The 16440-nt window shown below is 60.6% G+C and carries 15 protein-coding genes; 11 read left to right on the forward strand and 4 right to left on the reverse strand.

The window, feature by feature from the left end; translation table 11 throughout:
- Positions 1 to 27: 27 nt before the first annotated feature.
- Positions 28 to 390, reverse strand: coding sequence for a response regulator CpdR1 (cpdR1, locus tag ACQKKX_RS01030; protein ID WP_153357686.1), 363 nt, complete (start codon positions 388 to 390; stop codon positions 28 to 30).
- Positions 391 to 591: 201 nt separating this feature from the next.
- Between cpdR1 and ACQKKX_RS01035 the strand changes: the two genes are divergently transcribed.
- Together ACQKKX_RS01035 and hisN are read left to right on the forward strand one after the other, a co-directional pair.
- Positions 592 to 1476: an N-formylglutamate amidohydrolase gene (locus ACQKKX_RS01035; RefSeq protein WP_427567969.1), complete on the forward strand. Its 885-nt coding sequence runs from the start codon at positions 592 to 594 to the stop codon at positions 1474 to 1476.
- 285 nt (positions 1477 to 1761) lie between these two features.
- On the forward strand, positions 1762 to 2535 hold the full coding sequence (gene hisN / locus ACQKKX_RS01040; protein ID WP_427567971.1) for a histidinol-phosphatase: 774 nt from the start codon (positions 1762 to 1764) through the stop codon (positions 2533 to 2535).
- A gap of 9 nt (positions 2536 to 2544) precedes the next feature.
- On the opposite strand, the gene ACQKKX_RS01045 is transcribed toward hisN, so the two are convergent.
- Positions 2545 to 3537: an alpha/beta fold hydrolase gene (locus ACQKKX_RS01045; protein ID WP_427567973.1), complete on the reverse strand. Its 993-nt coding sequence runs from the start codon at positions 3535 to 3537 to the stop codon at positions 2545 to 2547.
- A 752-nt stretch (positions 3538 to 4289) separates the two neighbouring features.
- Here ACQKKX_RS01045 and ACQKKX_RS01050 point away from each other — a divergent pair.
- Genes ACQKKX_RS01050 through mazF form a run of 3 tightly spaced genes read left to right on the forward strand, consistent with a single transcriptional unit; the run spans position 4290 to position 5495 of the window.
- On the forward strand, positions 4290 to 4775 hold the full coding sequence (locus tag ACQKKX_RS01050; RefSeq protein WP_427567975.1) for an Hsp20 family protein: 486 nt from the start codon (positions 4290 to 4292) through the stop codon (positions 4773 to 4775).
- A 40-nt stretch (positions 4776 to 4815) separates the two neighbouring features.
- Positions 4816 to 5169: an AbrB/MazE/SpoVT family DNA-binding domain-containing protein gene (locus ACQKKX_RS01055; protein WP_427567977.1), complete on the forward strand. Its 354-nt coding sequence runs from the start codon at positions 4816 to 4818 to the stop codon at positions 5167 to 5169.
- Positions 5169 to 5495 (forward strand): endoribonuclease MazF, encoded by a 327-nt coding sequence (mazF, locus tag ACQKKX_RS01060; RefSeq protein WP_427567978.1) that lies wholly within the window; start codon positions 5169 to 5171, stop codon positions 5493 to 5495. The genes ACQKKX_RS01055 and mazF overlap by 1 nt, the downstream gene beginning before the upstream one ends.
- Positions 5496 to 5516: 21 nt before the next feature.
- Here mazF and ACQKKX_RS01065 read toward each other — a convergent pair whose 3' ends face one another.
- On the reverse strand, positions 5517 to 6515 hold the full coding sequence (locus ACQKKX_RS01065) for a bile acid:sodium symporter family protein (RefSeq protein WP_427567980.1): 999 nt from the start codon (positions 6513 to 6515) through the stop codon (positions 5517 to 5519).
- A gap of 99 nt (positions 6516 to 6614) precedes the next feature.
- Here ACQKKX_RS01065 and ACQKKX_RS01070 point away from each other — a divergent pair, with 99 nt between their 5' ends.
- Complete coding sequence (locus tag ACQKKX_RS01070; protein ID WP_427567982.1) at positions 6615 to 7457, forward strand: LysR family transcriptional regulator; 843 nt, start codon at positions 6615 to 6617, stop codon at positions 7455 to 7457.
- Between the two features lie 264 nt (positions 7458 to 7721).
- On the opposite strand, the gene ACQKKX_RS01075 is transcribed toward ACQKKX_RS01070, so the two are convergent.
- Positions 7722 to 8774, reverse strand: coding sequence for a low specificity L-threonine aldolase (locus tag ACQKKX_RS01075; protein ID WP_427567984.1), 1053 nt, complete (start codon positions 8772 to 8774; stop codon positions 7722 to 7724).
- A 517-nt stretch (positions 8775 to 9291) separates the two neighbouring features.
- Here ACQKKX_RS01075 and gltB point away from each other — a divergent pair.
- The 5 genes from gltB to ACQKKX_RS01100 are packed head-to-tail and all read left to right on the forward strand — an operon-like array spanning position 9292 to position 16365.
- Positions 9292 to 13992: a glutamate synthase large subunit gene (gene gltB / locus ACQKKX_RS01080; protein WP_427569312.1), complete on the forward strand. Its 4701-nt coding sequence runs from the start codon at positions 9292 to 9294 to the stop codon at positions 13990 to 13992.
- A 58-nt stretch (positions 13993 to 14050) separates the two neighbouring features.
- A complete protein-coding gene (locus tag ACQKKX_RS01085; protein WP_427567986.1) occupies positions 14051 to 14323 on the forward strand; it encodes an antitoxin in 273 nt (90 codons plus the stop codon).
- A complete protein-coding gene (locus tag ACQKKX_RS01090) occupies positions 14323 to 14718 on the forward strand; it encodes a type II toxin-antitoxin system VapC family toxin (RefSeq protein ID WP_427567988.1) in 396 nt (131 codons plus the stop codon). The genes ACQKKX_RS01085 and ACQKKX_RS01090 overlap by 1 nt, the downstream gene beginning before the upstream one ends.
- Before the next feature lie 20 nt (positions 14719 to 14738).
- On the forward strand, positions 14739 to 14897 hold the full coding sequence (locus tag ACQKKX_RS01095) for a hypothetical protein (protein ID WP_427567990.1): 159 nt from the start codon (positions 14739 to 14741) through the stop codon (positions 14895 to 14897).
- Positions 14898 to 14910: 13 nt separating this feature from the next.
- A complete protein-coding gene (locus tag ACQKKX_RS01100; protein ID WP_427567992.1) occupies positions 14911 to 16365 on the forward strand; it encodes a glutamate synthase subunit beta in 1455 nt (484 codons plus the stop codon).
- Positions 16366 to 16440: the final 75 nt, after the last annotated feature.

Consider the following 16440-nt stretch of genomic DNA (forward strand, 5'->3'; position numbering starts at 1 on the left):
AACCCCTTGCGACACAGGCCTTTTACCTCAGGCGGCTGCCAGCATCTTGTTCACTTCGTCCACAAGGTCGCGCAGATGGAAGGGTTTGGAGAGGACCTTGGCATCCTTGGGCGCCTTCGAATCCGCGTTGAGCGCAACGGCGGCGAAGCCGGTGATGAACATGACCTTGAGGTCGGGATCGAGTTCGGTGGCGCGACGGGCGAGTTCAATCCCGTCCATTTCCGGCATGACGATATCAGTCAGAAGCAGCGAGAAGGGTTCTTCGCGCAGACGGTCATAGGCGCTGGCGCCGTTGTCGAAGGACGAGACCTTGTAGCCGGCCTTTTCGAGCGCCTTCACGAGGAAGCGGCGCATGTCGTTATCGTCTTCAGCGAGAAGGATTTTTTGCATCGTCTTGGAAAACCGTCAGTGGGTCGCGTTAAAGATGTCGGCTCTTTCTCCTCCAGATGCCTTCGCGCGGTCAAGAACCGTTGAAGCTCTGCAGGATGCCATTGGTGGGTAATACATAGTATGGACTTCATAGCAGGCAACTGGCAACATGACGTTACAAACAAGTTACCTTTATGGTAAAGGCGGCAGCAGGCAGGGCGGATGAACGGAGTGACAGGCGACATCGACCTATTCGAGGTAAGGGAGCCGACGTCGCAGACCATTCCCTTCGTCTTCAATTCCCCCCATAGCGGCCGGCATTATCCGGCGCAGTTTCTGGCCGAATCGCGGCTGGACGAGGTCGAAATCCGTCGCTCCGAAGACCATTATGTCGACGAGCTTTTCGCGCAGGCGCCGAATCTCGGTGCGCCGCTTCTACTGGCGCATTTCCCGCGGGCCTATCTCGACGTGAACCGCGAGCCCTATGAGCTCGATCCACGCATGTTCGACGGCGCATTGCCGCCCTATGTCAATATCGGCTCCATGCGGGTCGCGGGCGGGCTTGGCACCATTCCGCGCATCGTTGCCGAGAACATGGAAATCTATCGCCGCCGCCTCACCGTGGAGGAGGGGCTTTCGCGCATCGAGACGATCTACAAGCCCTATCACGCCTGCCTGCGCCGGCTGATTGCCCGCACGCATGCTGCGTTCGGCATGTCGCTGTTGATCGATTGCCATTCCATGCCCGGCAATATTCGCCTGTCCGGGTCCGATATTCGTCCGGACTTCATCATCGGTGATCGCTACGGCACCAGCGCCGGGGCCGAGCTGTCGCGCGCCGCGATGTATTTCCTGGAAGGTCTCGGTTTTACCGCCGTGCGCAACAAGCCTTATGCCGGTGGTTTCATCACCGAACATTATGGTCGGCCGGTACGCGGCCTGCATGCCCTGCAGATCGAAATCAACCGGGCGATCTATATCGATGAAGTGACGCTGCGCAAACGCCCGGATTTCGACGATCTTGCCCGCGCACTGACCGAGTTCATTGCCTCCATGGCGGATTTTGCCGCCGAGTTCGGTACAAATCCGGCCTTGGCCGCCGAATAAGTTTCGCCCTCTCTCCTGACGAAATTGCCGCCGGCCACGCCGCAGCAAGGTTTTTCCTGCGACCAAAAAAAACCGCGCTTGTGGCGCGGTCAAGTCTAGGGAGGAAACACCCAAGGAGGGCATTACAGTCCGAAAACTGCGATTGAGACCTTATGTCTGATCTGCCCAATCGTCAAGCATGAATGGTAAATGCATAAATTATGTGCATCTGCCTATCGAAGTTGGCAGATTGGCCTTCGGGCGATTTTGTGGTCTATGGGGCACTCACAAAGCGTCAGGGTGACCATGCTTCCGGATCGATCGTTCTTCGACAAACTGGCCGATGCTGCCAAGGCCGAAACGCTCCCGCGTTTTCGTGCCGGCACGTCGGTCACCAACAAGCTCGCACAAGGGTTCGATCCCGTCACGGAAGCGGATCGCGCTGCCGAATCAGCCATTCGGGCACTGATTGCCGAACGGTTTCCCGAACACGGCATTCTCGGCGAAGAGCACGAGAATATCGGCCTCGACCGCCCGCATGTCTGGGTCATCGACCCGATCGACGGCACGCGCGCCTTCATTTCCGGGGTTCCGGTCTGGGGCACGCTGATCGGCCTGCGTTCGAACGGGCGCGCGACGATGGGGATGATGGATCAGCCCTTTACCGGGGAGCGCTATTTTGCCGATGGCAAACAGGCGTGGTATCGCGGCCGGGACGGGGAATATGCGATCCGCACGCGCGATTGCGGCGGGCTGTCAGAGGCGATCCTGTTCACCACCTCGCCGCATATTTTCGAGGGCGATGATCTGGCGGCCTATCGTTCCGTCGAGGACAAGGTGCGGTTGTTCCGCTATGGTACCGATTGCTACGCCTATGCCCTACTGGCCGCAGGCCATGTCGATCTTGTCGTGGAAAACGGTCTGAAACCCTATGATGTCGGAGCGCTGATCCCGATCATCGAACAGGCCGGCGGCATCATCACCACATGGGAGGGCGGCCGTCCGGAAGACGGGGGCAATATCGTCGCGGCCGGCAGCCGGGCCGTTCATGAGCAGGCGCTGGCGCTGCTGGCCCGCTGACGCGGCCGTTCAGGCTGCCGCGTCGCCGGCAACGGGCGATGATGCTTCGTTGCCTGGAATGAAAGCTTCGATCGCGGCCAGCGCCTGGACGCGATAGACATCCGCCTCGCTGAAAAGTTCGTGACGACCGCCGATGATGTTCACCAACTGACCGGCGCGGAAATTGCGCGCGAGTTCCTCCTGGCTTGCATAGGGCACGATACCGTCCCGCATCGGCGCCAGAACCAGGGTGGGAATGGTAATGGCGGTCAGATGCGCCTGCGACGCGACGCGGCGTGCGGCGGCCAGCGTTTCCTTAAGCCAGCGCATGGTCGGCGGGCCGATCATCAGGTCGGGATTGGACGTGCCGATCGCGCCGTTGCGCGCAAACCGTTTCGGGTCCGAGGTCAGCGGATTGCCGGCAAAGGCGCGGCCGTTCTGGTCGGAACCGGCCGAAATCTGTCCAAGCCCGATGACGGTCAGCGCTCCGGCGATGAAACGGATCATGCCTTGCGAAAGCGCCTGTCCGGTCAGGCCGACAAAAGGCGCCGCCAGCGCCATGCGCTCGATGCGGTTGGCGAGACGCGGGGCGGCCGACAGCGCGATCAGGGCACCGGTGGAATGGGCGACCAGGAAGAAGGGCAGGCGGGTGTCCGGCAGCACGATCTGTTCGAGAAACAAGTCGAGATCGCGCTCGTAATCGGAGAAGCGCCGCAGATGACCCTTTTTCGGCTTTTTCAGCAGCCGGTCCGAACCGCCCTGTCCACGTAGGTCATAGGTGGCGACCCACAGACCCATGGCGTTGAAGTCGCGGATCGTCTCGTAATATTTCTCGATGGATTCGCTGCGGCCATGGAGCAGCACGATCGTGCCGCGCGCCGGCGACATTTCGCATCGAAACACCGCGTAGCGCAGCCTTGCGCCGCGATGGCCGGTGAAAAAACCGGCAAAATGATTTGGCGGCACCGGATTGTCAGGTGTCGACCGGAGGATGTCGGAAGGGGTGGCTTCTGTTTCGCTCATGACCACAAGCGATAGGCGGAACGGGACCCGGGTCAAGAAGAAAAAGTTTCCCTGCCGGTTTCGTTTCTATCGATGGGGCGCGGGACTATCATGGTGATGCAGTGCTGGCGGGGCGGCGGCATCGGTCGGATGCGGGTGGTCGGGGTCGGGGCCATGGGCGGTGCGGTGGAGGGGCGCCACGTTGTGTTTGGTTCCGTAGAACGCGAGGTGCGGTCCCAGTAGGAGGGTGGCGCTGATCGGCTGCGGCGACGCGCCGACAATAGGGTGCGAACCATTTGACATGGGCGGCGGCAGGTCCGGCGGTGATTAGGAAAATGGCGATAAGTAGCCGGGGGAGGACCAGCCGTCCGGCCCGATACGCGGGATACGTTGCGAGCTTCCTATGGAAATCGCGGCGCCTGTCAGGCGAGTGAATCCCGCCAGGCCATGGCGCGATGGTGCAACGCACTCTTTCTGGCTCGTTGTTGGTTTTGTCAGTCTCGATTCGGACATAGATGAACCACCGCGACAAACGGTCCTTCCCACGTTCTAAGCCTCGACACGAAGCCGTCATTCGACCGGGCGCCAAGCCATCGGGTCGTCCGCAAAAAATCATGCGGGCCGGAATCAAAAAAAGGTCTTGAAGCCGGAAAAAGCAATTCCCATCTTGGTCCTGCGGACGCCGATATCGGGTCCGCGAACACGGGCCAGGCATCGCCAATACGGGATGCCGCCTTACAGAACCGCAACACGTCGCTTCATGAGAGGACACCATGCGTCACGTCGATTTTTCCCCCCTTTACCGTTCCACCGTCGGTTTCGACCGCCTGTTCACCATGCTGGACAGCCTTGGCCAGCCCGACCAGGCACAAACCTATCCGCCCTACAATATCGAGCGGACCGGCGAGAACACCTATCGCATCACCATGGCCGTCGCCGGTTTCGATGAAAAGGAACTGAGCATCGAGGCCCGTGCGCATGTGCTGCACGTGAAAGGCGAAAAGAGCGAGGATGAGGCCGCTTCCAAGAGCGAGTTTCTGCATCGCGGCATTGCCAAGCGTGCCTTCGAGCGCCGGTTCCAGCTTGCCGATCACGTCGAGGTACAGACCGCGCAGCTGAAGAACGGCCTGCTGCACATCGACCTTCTGCGGACGATCCCGGAAGCCATGAAGCCGCGCCGCATCGCGATCGCCGCAGAGCCCGTCGATACGCCGCGCACGATCGAGGCCCAGGTTTCTGAACCGCAGCAGATCAACTAAACTTCCAAGGCCAATCCTCCCAAGACGACCTCCACGTCACATGGCCAACGACGCGCCCTCTTCCAGCCGGAAGGGGGCGTTTCTGTTTGGATGGTTTGACGGGATCGGAGGGCTATTCTACTATAAGGAAGACTTCAGTCGCGAGGCTGTCATGCGTGTGACCGTAAAAAAAATGGGCGGCAGCGCCTCTATTCCAATACCCGACGAAATCATGGAAGCTGCCAATCTTGCGGTCGACGCAGAGGTTGAGGTCAGCGAGCAAAACGGCCGTGTGATCGTCGAGTTACCCCGGGAGGGTGATCAAAGCCTTGACGAGATGATCGCTCGTATCACGCCGGATAATGCGCACGACAACATCGATTTTGGGGTGTCTGTCGGCCGAGAGCTGCTCTGATGCCGGCTGCCGGCTATGTTCCCGACGCGGGCGACATTGTCTGGCTAAATTTTTCGCCCCAGGCAGGACACGAGCAAGCCGGGCGTCGTCCCGCACTGGTTTTGACGCCCGCCAGCTACAATCGTTTCGGTCTTATATTATGCTGCCCCATGACAACGAGGCGGAAGGGCTATCCTTTCGAAGTCGTTCTTGAAGAGGGCAGCATTGCGTTGGCCGACCAGATCAAAAGCCTGGACTGGAGAGGCCGGAACGCCCAGCCGAAGGGGCGGGCGTCGGATATCGCTTTGAAACAGGTCCGGGCCATGGCGACCAAACTGATCGGTTGACCCAAAAGGTCTCCCTGTATCTCACGCCGCAGCCGTCGCCTTGTCTTCCACCTTCACTTTGCGCTGCGCATATTTCTGCGCCAGCACGGCGCAGACCATCAACTGGATCTGGTGAAACAACATGATCGGCAGGACGATGGCGCCGATGGCGGAGGATTGGCCGGCGAAGATGGCGTTGGCCATCGGCACGCCCGAGGCCAGCGACTTTTTCGAACCGCAGAAGGTGATGGCGATCTCGTCTTCCTTGGAGAAGCCGAGCAGGCGGCTGCCATACATGGTGATGACCATGACGACCGCCAGCAGAACCATGTCCGTCACGATGACGGCGGCAATATCGGTGACGGAGAATGTGCGCCAGATGCCTTCGATAACGGCTGTCGAGAAGGCCAGATAAACCACCATCAGGATGCCGCCACGATCGACCGGCGCCAGCAGTTTTTTGCGCGCACGGATCCAGTTGCCGATGAAGGGCTGCAGAAGCTGGCCGATGACGAAGGGAGCAAGAAGCTGCAGCGCGATCTTTTCAATGGCATCGGCGGAAACGCCGCCGCCTTCACCCGTGGTGGACATGACGAGGCTGGCCAGAAGTGGCGTCAGGAACATGCCGAACAGATTGGAGCCGGAGGCGGAAACGATCGCCGCCGGCACATTGCCGTTGGCCATCGAGGTGAACGCGATCGATGACTGCACGGTGGAGGGGAGAACGCAGAGGAAAAGGATGCCGGCGTAAAGCGGCGCGGGCAAAATGCTTTCCGGCAGAAAACCGATGGCGAGGCCCAGCAGCGGGAAGATAACGAAGGTGGTGGCAAGAATGGTCAGGTGCAGACGCCAGTGCAACAGGCCGCCTACCACGACTTCGCGCGACAGGCGGGCGCCATGGAGGAAGAACAAGAGGCCGATAGCGATGTCGGTGGCGATGCCGAACCAGTAGGCGGGTTGACCGTAGATCGGCAGGAAGGAGGCGAGAATGACCGCGCAGACCAGCATGATGGTGAAGCGGTCCGGCATGAAGCGGCTCATGGGCATGTCCTGAAACTGATTTTACTTCGGTTGCGAAGCGTCTTCCCTTATCATGATCCGCGATGCAAGAATTAACAGTTATCACGAAGCAGGATAAGGATGCTCAATCTCCATCATCTCGAAAGCTTCGTGATGTTGCAACAGGCCGGCAGTTTTACCGCTGCCGCCGAGCGGCTCGGGATCGGCCAATCGACGATCAGCCAGCATATCCAGCGGCTTGAAAAGTCGCTTGGGCGTCAACTGGTGCAACGGGATACACATCAGGTGCGGCTGACGGCAGATGGCGAGGCGCTGCTGGGATATGCACGCGGCATGCTGGATTTAAATGGCAAGGTGGTAACGCTGTTCGGCGAAAGCCGTTTGCGCGGTCGTTTGCGGCTGGGTGTTTCGGAAGATGTCGTCGCCAACCGGCTGACCTCCATTCTGGAGGATTTCACCCGGCTTCATCCCTGGGTGGATCTGGAACTCACCGTGGCGTTGAGCGGCGTGCTGTTTCAGATGCAGGAGGCGGGCGAGCTCGATCTGGTTCTCGCCAAGCGGCATATTGGCGAAACGCATGGACGGCTGCTCTATCGCGAACCGCTGGTTTGGCTCGCGCGCGACGCGGATGTTCTGTTGCGTGACGAAACCGTGCCCCTGATCGCTTTCCCACCGCCGAGCATCACGCGAAAAGTGGCGCAGCAGGCGCTTGACGGGAAGAAGATCGCCTGGCGGATCGTCTGCACCTGCGGCAGTCTTTCCGGCCTCACGGCGGCGGCACGGGCCGGCATGGGCGTGCTGGTGCAGCCGCGCAGCATGGCGCCGGCGGGCTTGCGCGAGATCGCACCGGGACGTCTCCCGGATCTGGAGGACATCGAATTCGTGCTGGTGCCGCGGCGCGGCGCGGATGCGGCGCTGGTGGAGGCGGTGTCGAGTTTGATCACGGCGCGGATCGTGCCGTGAGTGGAAGCCATTCACGTGGAAAATCCAGAACTTAGCCGAAGGCTCTTCGGTTTGCGGGTAACGGTCGAAAAACTCTTCGTCGTCATCCTCGGCCTTGTGCCGAGGATCTGCAATGGCCTGATTGCATTGGCGTGGTTAGATCCTAGGGACAAGCCCTAGGATGACGAAATCGCCGATTGGAAGGTTTGTCAGCAGCCTGTCTCAGGCAGAGGCCAGTTGTTTGAACGCAGGTGATGGGCATTTTTGCCCAGCCACCCATCGGGTTCAAGCTGAAGCGCAGATCGACAGGAACTGGTCGACGTCTTCTTCCGTCGTGGCAAAACTCGTCACCATGCGGATCAGCACTTCGTCGCCCGATACCTTTTCCGGCATGTCGCGCGGCTCCAGCCAGTCGTAGAATTTCGCACCCTTTTCCTGCGCCGCTTTTGCCGAGGATTTTGGCAGGATGGCGAACACTTCGTTGGCTTGCGTCGGCCAGGCGAGGCGGGCGCTGTTGAGCGAGCCGAAGCCGGCGCGCAGACGGTTGGCCATGTCGTTGGCGTGGCCGGCAAGGCCCAGCCACAGGTCGTCCTTCAGATAGGCATCGAACTGGGCGGCGATGAAACGCGACTTGGAAAACAGCTGGGCGGTGCGCTTGCGCAGGAAGGCAAAATCCTTGGCCAGGTCCGGATCGAAAAACACGATGGCTTCGGCGCACCAGCAGCCATTCTTGGTGCCGCCGAAGGAGAGAACATCGACGCCACGCTTCCAGGTCATCTCGGCGGGCGTCGTGCCAAGCGCCATCAGCGCGTTGGCGAAGCGCGCGCCATCCATATGCAGCGGCAGGCCGTTCTCCCTGGCGATCCTTGCAATCGCGTCGATTTCGTCGAGCGTATAGACGGTACCGGCCTCGGTTGCCTGCGTCATCGAGATGGCGGCGGCACGGCCGTGATGGATGGCATCCTGCGGGTAGCGGGCGATGCGGCTGACGAGATTTTCCGGCAGCATCTTGCCGTCGGGACCTTCGACCGCGACCATGCGCATGCCGGAAAAGAAGTCCGGCGCGCCGCATTCGTCCTCGATGATATGCGCTTCCGAATGACAGAAGGTGAGGCCGCCGGCACGCGCGATGCTGGCCAGCGACAGGGAATTGGCGGCAGTGCCGGTGGCAACGAAAAAGACGGCAACTTCGCGCTCGAAAATCTCGTTGAAGCGGAGCTCGATCGACTTGTCGAGATCGCTGGAGCCATAGGCTGCGGCGAAGCGGGTGGATTCCCTGGAGAGCCGTTCGTTGATGGCAGGATGGGCGCCGGCCCAGTTGTCGGAAGCGAAGAACATGTGAGGTCCTGTGATGGGTATGCAGCGTGTCGGAGGTGGGCAGACCTTAAGCCATTTGCCGTGTCGTTCAACGAAAAAGCCGGCTGCTCACAACGGCCCTATCGATCTCGCAACGAAACCTGCAATCGCCAGTTCACCGCGTAATTAAATTGCGCTCCCTGCCGACTTTTTTCGGAATTCTGTCGCGGGACACGAGTGAATTGCCGATTCTCCCCTTGTCGCCTGTTAACATCTATGGCATACAAAAGCGGAAATAGGTCAGAATTGTTGTCCTATTTCCATGAGATCGAACCCGCGACGGGTTGGTTTCGCGGCTGACGGCGATGTTCATCCGGGCTATGCTGACTTCCGAAGAAGTCGTGCTTTGCCTGGGCGTCGCAGGCGCGGGCTGTAAGACTGTCGTAGAGTTTTGGGATGATGTGCGACACCGCATGGCGTTCTGACGAAGTAACCGATGCCACCTTGCCGCCTTTCGCGGCCAACAGGAGGAATGACGATGACGAAGACGATTGCTGACATGTCCGGTGTGCAGGCCGAAACGCCTTCCGCCACCAAGGACAGCGTGCCTTTTGTCGCCTCGGGCATTCCGGCGGCTCAAGGGCTTTATGATCCGCAAAACGAGCACGATGCCTGCGGCGTCGGCTTCATCGCGCATATGAAGGGCGTCAAGTCGCACCAGATCGTCAAGGACGGCCTGTTCATCCTTGAAAACCTGACGCATCGCGGCGCAGTCGGTGCCGACCCGCTAATGGGCGATGGCGCCGGCATTCTGGTGCAGATCCCCGACCGTTTCTTCCGTGAGGAAATGGCGAAGCAGGGCGTGACCCTGCCGAAGGCCGGCGAATATGCCGTCGGTCATCTGTTCATGCCGCGCAAGCCGGAAGAGATCGAACATTACAAGCAGGTGGTGAAGGATGTCATCGCCGAAGAGGGGCAGCAGTTCCTCGGTTTCCGCGATGTGCCGGTCGACAATTCCTCGCTCTCCAAGGCGCCGGAAATCGCCGCGACGGAACCTTATCACTGTCAGGTCTTTATCGGGGCAGGGCGCGATGCCGCGACCAATCCCGATTTCGAGCGCAAGCTGTTCCTGATCCGCAAGGTCATTTCCAACCGCATCTATGATGCGTTCGGCGGCGTCGACCAGGGTTTTTACCCGGTGTCGCTGTCCTCCACCACCATTGTCTACAAGGGCATGTTCCTGGCCTATCAGGTCGGTGCCTACTACAAGGATCTGTCGGACCCGCGGTTCGAAAGCGCCGTGGCGCTCGTCCACCAGCGCTTTTCGACAAACACGTTCCCGTCGTGGAAGCTGGCGCATCCGTACCGCATGGTCGCCCATAACGGCGAGATCAACACGTTGCGTGGCAACGTCAACTGGATGGCGGCGCGTCAGGCTTCGGTTTCCTCGCCGCTGTTCGGCGATGATATCTCCAAGCTCTGGCCGATCTCCTATGAAGGCCAGTCGGATACGGCCTGTTTCGATAACGCGCTCGAATTCCTGCTGCGCGGCGGCTATTCGCTGGCGCATGCGATGATGATGCTGATCCCGGAAGCCTGGGCCGGCAACCAGTCCATGTCGAAGGAGCGCAAGGCGTTCTACGAATACCATGCCGCCCTGATGGAGCCCTGGGACGGGCCGGCCGCCGTCTGCTTCACCGATGGTCGCCAGATCGGCGCCACGCTCGACCGCAACGGTCTGCGTCCGGCCCGTTATCTCGTCACCGATGATGACCGCATCGTTCTCGCCTCGGAAGCCGGCACGCTGCCGGTGCCGGAAGAAAAGATCGTCAAGAAGTGGCGCCTGCAGCCTGGCAAGATGCTGCTGATCGATATGGAAAAGGGTCAGATCATCTCCGACGAGGAGCTGAAGAGCGAGCTTGCGACTCGTCATCCCTATTCCAAGTGGCTCGACAACACCCAGCTCATTTTGGAAGAACTGAAGCCGGTTGAACCGCGCGCGCTGCGTCGCGACGTGTCGCTGCTCGACCGCCAGCAGGCCTTTGGTTACACCCGCGAAGACACAAAGATCCTGATGTCGCCGATGGCAACCACCGGGCAGGAAGCCGTGGGTTCGATGGGTACCGACACGCCGATCTCGGCCATGTCGGAAAAGTCCAAGCTGCTTTATACCTATTTCAAGCAGAACTTTGCGCAGGTCACCAACCCGCCGATCGATCCGATCCGCGAAGAGCTGGTCATGAGCCTCGTCTCCTTCATCGGCCCGCGCCCGAACATTCTCGATCATACCGGCATGGCCAACGCCAAGCGTCTGGAAGTGCGCCAGCCGATCCTCACCAATGGCGATCTGGAAAAGATCCGCTCGATCGGTCATACGGAAGATCGTTTCGACACCAAGACGCTGGATTTCACCTACGCGATCGAACGCGGCGCAGAAGCCATGCCGGAAATGCTGGACCGTCTGTGCGAGCGTGCGGAAGCGGCAGTGAAGGGCGGCTACAACATCATCGTTCTGTCCGACCGCCAGATCGGTCCGGATCGTGTCGCCATTCCCGCGCTTCTGGCGACGGCTGCCGTGCACCATCACCTGATCCGCAAGGGTCTGCGCACCTCGGTCGGCCTCGTCGTGGAATCGGGCGAGCCGCGCGAAATCCATCACTTCTGCTGTCTTGCCGGTTATGGCGCCGAAGCCATCAACCCCTATCTTGCCTTCGATACGCTGACCGACATGCATATGCGCGGCGAATTCCCAAAGGAAGTCGATGCGCAGGAAGTGGTCTATCGCTATATCAAGGCCGTGGGGAAGGGCATCCTCAAGGTCATGTCCAAGATGGGCATTTCCACCTACCAGTCCTATTGCGGCGCGCAGATTTTTGACGCCGTCGGCCTGTCGTCCGAACTGGTCGAGCAATATTTCTTCGGCACGGCCTCCTCGATCGGCGGCATCGGCCTCGACGAAATCGCCCGCGAAACCACCGAGCGCCACACGTCCGCTTTCGGCAAGGACCCGGTTCTCGCCTCGACGCTCGATATCGGTGGCGAATATGCCTATCGCATGCGTGGCGAAAGCCATGCCTGGACGCCGGATGTCGTGGCCACGCTGCAGCACGCCGTGCGTGGCAACAGCCAGGACCGCTACCGCGAGTTTGCCGAAATCGTCAACGACAGCGCCGTGCGGATGAACACCATCCGTGGCCTGTTCAAGATCAAGTCGGCGCAAGAGCTGGGCCGCAAGCCGGTCTCGATCGACGAGGTCGAGCCGGCTGTCGATATCGTCAAGCGTTTCTCCACGGGCGCCATGTCCTTCGGTTCGATTTCGCGCGAAGCCCATACGACGCTGGCGATCGCCATGAACAGGATCGGCGGCAAGTCGAACACCGGTGAAGGCGGCGAAGAGAGCGATCGTTACCTGCCGCGCCGCGACGGTTCGATGAACCCGGAACGGTCGGCCATCAAGCAGATCGCCTCCGGCCGCTTTGGCGTCACCACCGAATATCTGGTCAATGCCGACATGCTGCAGATCAAGGTGGCGCAGGGTGCAAAGCCCGGCGAAGGCGGCCAGCTGCCCGGCCACAAGGTGGATGCGACGGTTGCCAAGACGCGTCACTCGACGCCGGGTGTCGGCCTGATTTCGCCGCCGCCGCACCATGACATCTATTCGATCGAAGATCTGGCGCAGCTGATCTACGACCTGAAGAACGTCAACCCGACCTCCGACATTTCCGTCAAGCTGGTGTCCGAAGTCGGCGTTGGCACGGTTGCCGCCGGTGTCGCCAAGGCGCGCGCCGACCATATCACCGTCTCCGGTTTCGACGGCGGCACGGGCGCTTCGCCGCTCACATCGCTGAAACATGCCGGTTCGCCTTGGGAAATCGGCCTTGCCGAAACCCAGCAGACGCTGGTGCTGAACGGCCTGCGTTCGCGCATTGCGCTGCAGGTGGATGGCGGCCTGAAGACCGGCCGCGATGTCATCATCGGTGCGCTTCTGGGTGCCGATGAGTTCGGTTTCGCCACCGCTCCGGTTATCGCGGCAGGCTGCATCATGATGCGCAAGTGCCATCTCAACACCTGCCCCGTCGGCGTCGCGACGCAGGATCCGGTCTTACGCAAGCGCTTCAAGGGTACGCCGGAACATGTCATCAACTATTTCTTCTTTGTCGCCGAAGAAGTCCGCGAAATCCTGGCCTCGCTCGGCTTCACCCGGCTCGACGAGATCATCGGTTCCTCGGACTTCCTGTCCAAGGACGATATGCTCGACCACTGGAAGTCCAAGGGTCTCGATTTCTCGAAAATCTTCCACAAGGTGGAAGCGCCCAAGGAAGCCACCTACTGGACCGAACGCCAAAACCACCCGATCGACGACATTCTCGATCGCAAGCTGATCGAAAAGGCCATGCCGGCGCTCGAAAACAAGGAGCCGGTGGTTTTCGAAGCCTCGATCAAGAACGTCGACCGTTCGGCCGGCGCCATGCTTTCGGGCGAACTGGCCAAGCGCTGGAACGAGAAGGGTCTGAAGGACGACACGATCCGCGTGACCCTGACCGGCACCGCTGGTCAGTCGTTCGGTGCTTTCCTGGCGCGCGGCATCACTTTCGATCTGGTTGGTGACGGCAACGACTATGTCGGCAAGGGACTTTCGGGTGGCCGCATCATCGTGCGCCCGCCGGAAAATTCGAAGATCGTGGCGGAAAACTCGATCATCGTCGGGAACACCGTGCTCTACGGCGCGACCTCGGGCGAGTGCTATTTCCGCGGCGTTGCTGGTGAACGTTTTTCCGTTCGCAACTCGGGTGCGATCGCCGTCGTTGAGGGTGTGGGTGACCACGGCTGCGAATACATGACCGGCGGCATCGTCGTCGTGCTCGGCGAAACCGGCCGCAACTTTGCAGCCGGCATGTCGGGTGGCGTCGCCTACGTGCTGGATGAAGAAGGCACGTTCGCCAAGCGTTGCAACATGGCCATGGTCGAGCTGGAACCGGTTCCCGAAGAAGACGACATGCTGGAAAAGCTGCACCATCGCGGCGGCGACATCCAGCACAAGGGCCGTGTCGACGTGTCGGAAGACATGACCCGCCACGACGAGGAGCGTCTCTATCAGCTGATCTCCAACCACATGCACTATACCGGCTCCACCCGCGCCAAGGAAATCCTGGATCGCTGGGGCGAGTACCGTCCAAAGTTCCGCAAGGTCATGCCGGTGGAATACCGCCGTGCGCTGGAAGAGATGGAACGCATGCGGATGGGCGTGGCTGCGGAGTAGTTTAACAAGCCTCATCGCTGTGATATGCTGTTGGCATATGGCAGCGATGGAGCGGAACATGAACGAGCATGTGAAGGAAACGCCGGAAGGTGGCGAAGTCGCGGTCGCCATCTTCAAGAACGGTCGAAGCCGGGCAGTGCGCATACCGAAAGAGTTCGACATCGAAGGCGATCGCGTCGTCATGGTGAAGCAGCCGGACGGGTCGATCCTGATGCGAACCGCGGTGACTGCCGGCCTGATCGACTACCTCAGGCAGGCGGAGGCCTGGCGTGGCGAAGACTTTGTCTCTGGCGACGAGGATCTGGCACCGCTTCGTGAGGTCGAGTTCTGATGCAGTTCATGCTCGATACGAACATCGTCTCGGCCATCGTGAGGGACCCGCGCGGCAAGACATTCGAACGTTTGCTCGAGGTGGGAGAAGAGAACGTCTTCATCAGCATCATCACCCATGGTGAGATCTGGTACGGCGTGAAGAAAAATGGCTCGGAGGAGTTGGCCAAAAAGGTGGCCGCGATCACGCGGCGGCTTTTCGTGGCACCGCTCCAGCTGCCGAGTGATCAACGCTATGCCGATGCCCGGCTGGCGTTGAGGCAAGGCAAGAATATCGGGGCCAATGATCTCTGGATCGCAGCCCATGCTCTGGCTATGGATGTGGTCCTCGTGACCGACAATGAAGGTGAGTTTTCCCGGGTTCCGGGTTTGAAGATCGAAAACTGGCTGCGATAGCCGCCGCGAAGGAGGGATGGATGCGAAAGACGCATACGGCAGTTTCCTTGGCGATAGGCGCACTGGTTCCAGTTGCGGGTTATCTGATCAACGGCACGATCGGATTGGAGTTTGTCATGCTGGGGGCGGTTATCGGTGTCGCCTACTGGTATTGGGGGCCACTTGGCCTTCCGTTTTGAAGAGGACTAAGACATGGGCAAGGTAACGGGTTTCATGGAAATCGACCGGCAGGTGGCAAAGTACCAGCCGGCCTCCGATCGCATTCGTCATTTCCGCGAATTCACCATTCCCATGTCGGATGCCGAGGTCACCAAACAGGCGGCCCGTTGCATGGACTGTGGCATCCCCTATTGCCACGGCCCGACCGGCTGTCCCGTGCACAACCAGATCCCCGACTGGAACGATCTGGTCTATAACAACAAGTGGGAAGAGGCGATCCGCAACCTCCATTCCACCAACAATTTTCCCGAATTCACCGGCCGCGTCTGCCCGGCCCCTTGCGAGGAAGCCTGCACGCTTAACCTCGAGGATGCGCCGGTCGCCATCAAGACCGTCGAGCAGGCGATTGCCGACAAGGCCTATGAACTGGGCTATATCGTGCCGCAGCCGGCGACGGTGAAGACCGGCCGCAAGGTGGCGATCATCGGCTCCGGCCCCGCCGGCATGGCCGCTGCCCAGCAGCTCGCCCGCGCCGGTCACGAAGTTCATGTGTTCGAGCGCGAAACGAAGGCCGGCGGCCTGCTGCGTTACGGCATTCCAGACTTCAAGATGGAGAAGAACTTTATCGACCGCCGTGTCGAACAGATGACCGGCGAAGGCGTCACGTTTCATTGCGGCGTCAATGTCGGCGTCGACAAGCCGACGGAAGAACTCATGGCCGAACATGACGCCGTGATCTATTGCGGTGGTTCGGAAACCCCGCGTCCGGCCGGCATTCCCGGCGTCGAACTGCACGGCGTCTACGATGCCATGCCGTATCTCGTTCAGCAGAACCGCCGCGTCGGTCGCGAAAACATCGATTCGACGGGCTGGCCGGCAGAGCCAATCCTTGCCGGCGCCAAGCATGTCGTCGTTGTTGGCGGCGGCGATACGGCATCGGACTGCGTCGGCACGGCTTTCCGTCAGGGCGCCGTCAAGGTGACCCAGCTCGATATCCGTCCGATGCCGCCGGAAAAGGAAGACAAGCTCGCCGTCTGGCCGTTCTGGGCGACCAAGATGCGCACCTCGTCTTCGCAGGCCGAAGGCGCCAACCGCGAATTCCAGGTGGCGACGCTCGAATTCGTCGGCGAGGACGGCATGCTGACCGGCGTGCGCTGCTGCCAGGTGGACGAGCGTCGCAAGCCGATCGCCGGCACGGATTTCATCATCAAGGCCGATCTCGCCTTCATCGCCATCGGCTTTTCCGGCCCGATGACCACGGGCGTGCTGTCGGAACTGGACGGCAAGCTGACGCTGAATACCGACCGTCGCGGCTCCACCAACGTCGTTGCAAACGAGCGCGACTACAAGACCTCGATCGACAAGCTTTACGTCGCCGGCGACGTGCGTCGCGGCCAATCGCTGGTGGTCTGGGCGATCCGCGAGGGCCGTCAGGTGGCGCGTGCGGTGGACGAGGCGCTGATGGGCGCTTCGGTTCTGCCGCGGTAAGCGCAGTCGCTTCGTTATCGAATATCGGCCCTCTCGCTCGCCGCGAGGGGGCTTTTTTTGCCGTCATCGTTTGAC

The organism is Neorhizobium sp. NPDC001467, assembly GCF_050275975.1.
In the GTDB taxonomy this organism is placed as follows: domain Bacteria; phylum Pseudomonadota; class Alphaproteobacteria; order Rhizobiales; family Rhizobiaceae; genus Neorhizobium.

What these genes read in the sequence shown, in the direction of transcription:
- cpdR1 (WP_153357686.1), bottom strand. Translation starts at nt 390, where the DNA reads ATGCAAAAAATCCTTCTCGCTGAAGACGATAACGACATGCGCCGCTTC.
- ACQKKX_RS01035 (WP_427567969.1), top strand. Translation starts at nt 592, where the DNA reads ATGAACGGAGTGACAGGCGACATCGACCTATTCGAGGTAAGGGAGCCG.
- hisN (WP_427567971.1), top strand. Translation starts at nt 1,762, where the DNA reads ATGCTTCCGGATCGATCGTTCTTCGACAAACTGGCCGATGCTGCCAAG.
- ACQKKX_RS01045 (WP_427567973.1), bottom strand. Translation starts at nt 3,537, where the DNA reads ATGAGCGAAACAGAAGCCACCCCTTCCGACATCCTCCGGTCGACACCT.
- ACQKKX_RS01050 (WP_427567975.1), top strand. Translation starts at nt 4,290, where the DNA reads ATGCGTCACGTCGATTTTTCCCCCCTTTACCGTTCCACCGTCGGTTTC.
- ACQKKX_RS01055 (WP_427567977.1), top strand. Translation starts at nt 4,816, where the DNA reads ATGGCCAACGACGCGCCCTCTTCCAGCCGGAAGGGGGCGTTTCTGTTT.
- mazF (WP_427567978.1), top strand. Translation starts at nt 5,169, where the DNA reads ATGCCGGCTGCCGGCTATGTTCCCGACGCGGGCGACATTGTCTGGCTA.
- ACQKKX_RS01065 (WP_427567980.1), bottom strand. Translation starts at nt 6,515, where the DNA reads ATGAGCCGCTTCATGCCGGACCGCTTCACCATCATGCTGGTCTGCGCG.
- ACQKKX_RS01070 (WP_427567982.1), top strand. Translation starts at nt 6,615, where the DNA reads ATGCTCAATCTCCATCATCTCGAAAGCTTCGTGATGTTGCAACAGGCC.
- ACQKKX_RS01075 (WP_427567984.1), bottom strand. Translation starts at nt 8,774, where the DNA reads ATGTTCTTCGCTTCCGACAACTGGGCCGGCGCCCATCCTGCCATCAAC.
- gltB (WP_427569312.1), top strand. Translation starts at nt 9,292, where the DNA reads ATGTCCGGTGTGCAGGCCGAAACGCCTTCCGCCACCAAGGACAGCGTG.
- ACQKKX_RS01085 (WP_427567986.1), top strand. Translation starts at nt 14,051, where the DNA reads ATGAACGAGCATGTGAAGGAAACGCCGGAAGGTGGCGAAGTCGCGGTC.
- ACQKKX_RS01090 (WP_427567988.1), top strand. Translation starts at nt 14,323, where the DNA reads ATGCAGTTCATGCTCGATACGAACATCGTCTCGGCCATCGTGAGGGAC.
- ACQKKX_RS01095 (WP_427567990.1), top strand. Translation starts at nt 14,739, where the DNA reads ATGCGAAAGACGCATACGGCAGTTTCCTTGGCGATAGGCGCACTGGTT.
- ACQKKX_RS01100 (WP_427567992.1), top strand. Translation starts at nt 14,911, where the DNA reads ATGGGCAAGGTAACGGGTTTCATGGAAATCGACCGGCAGGTGGCAAAG.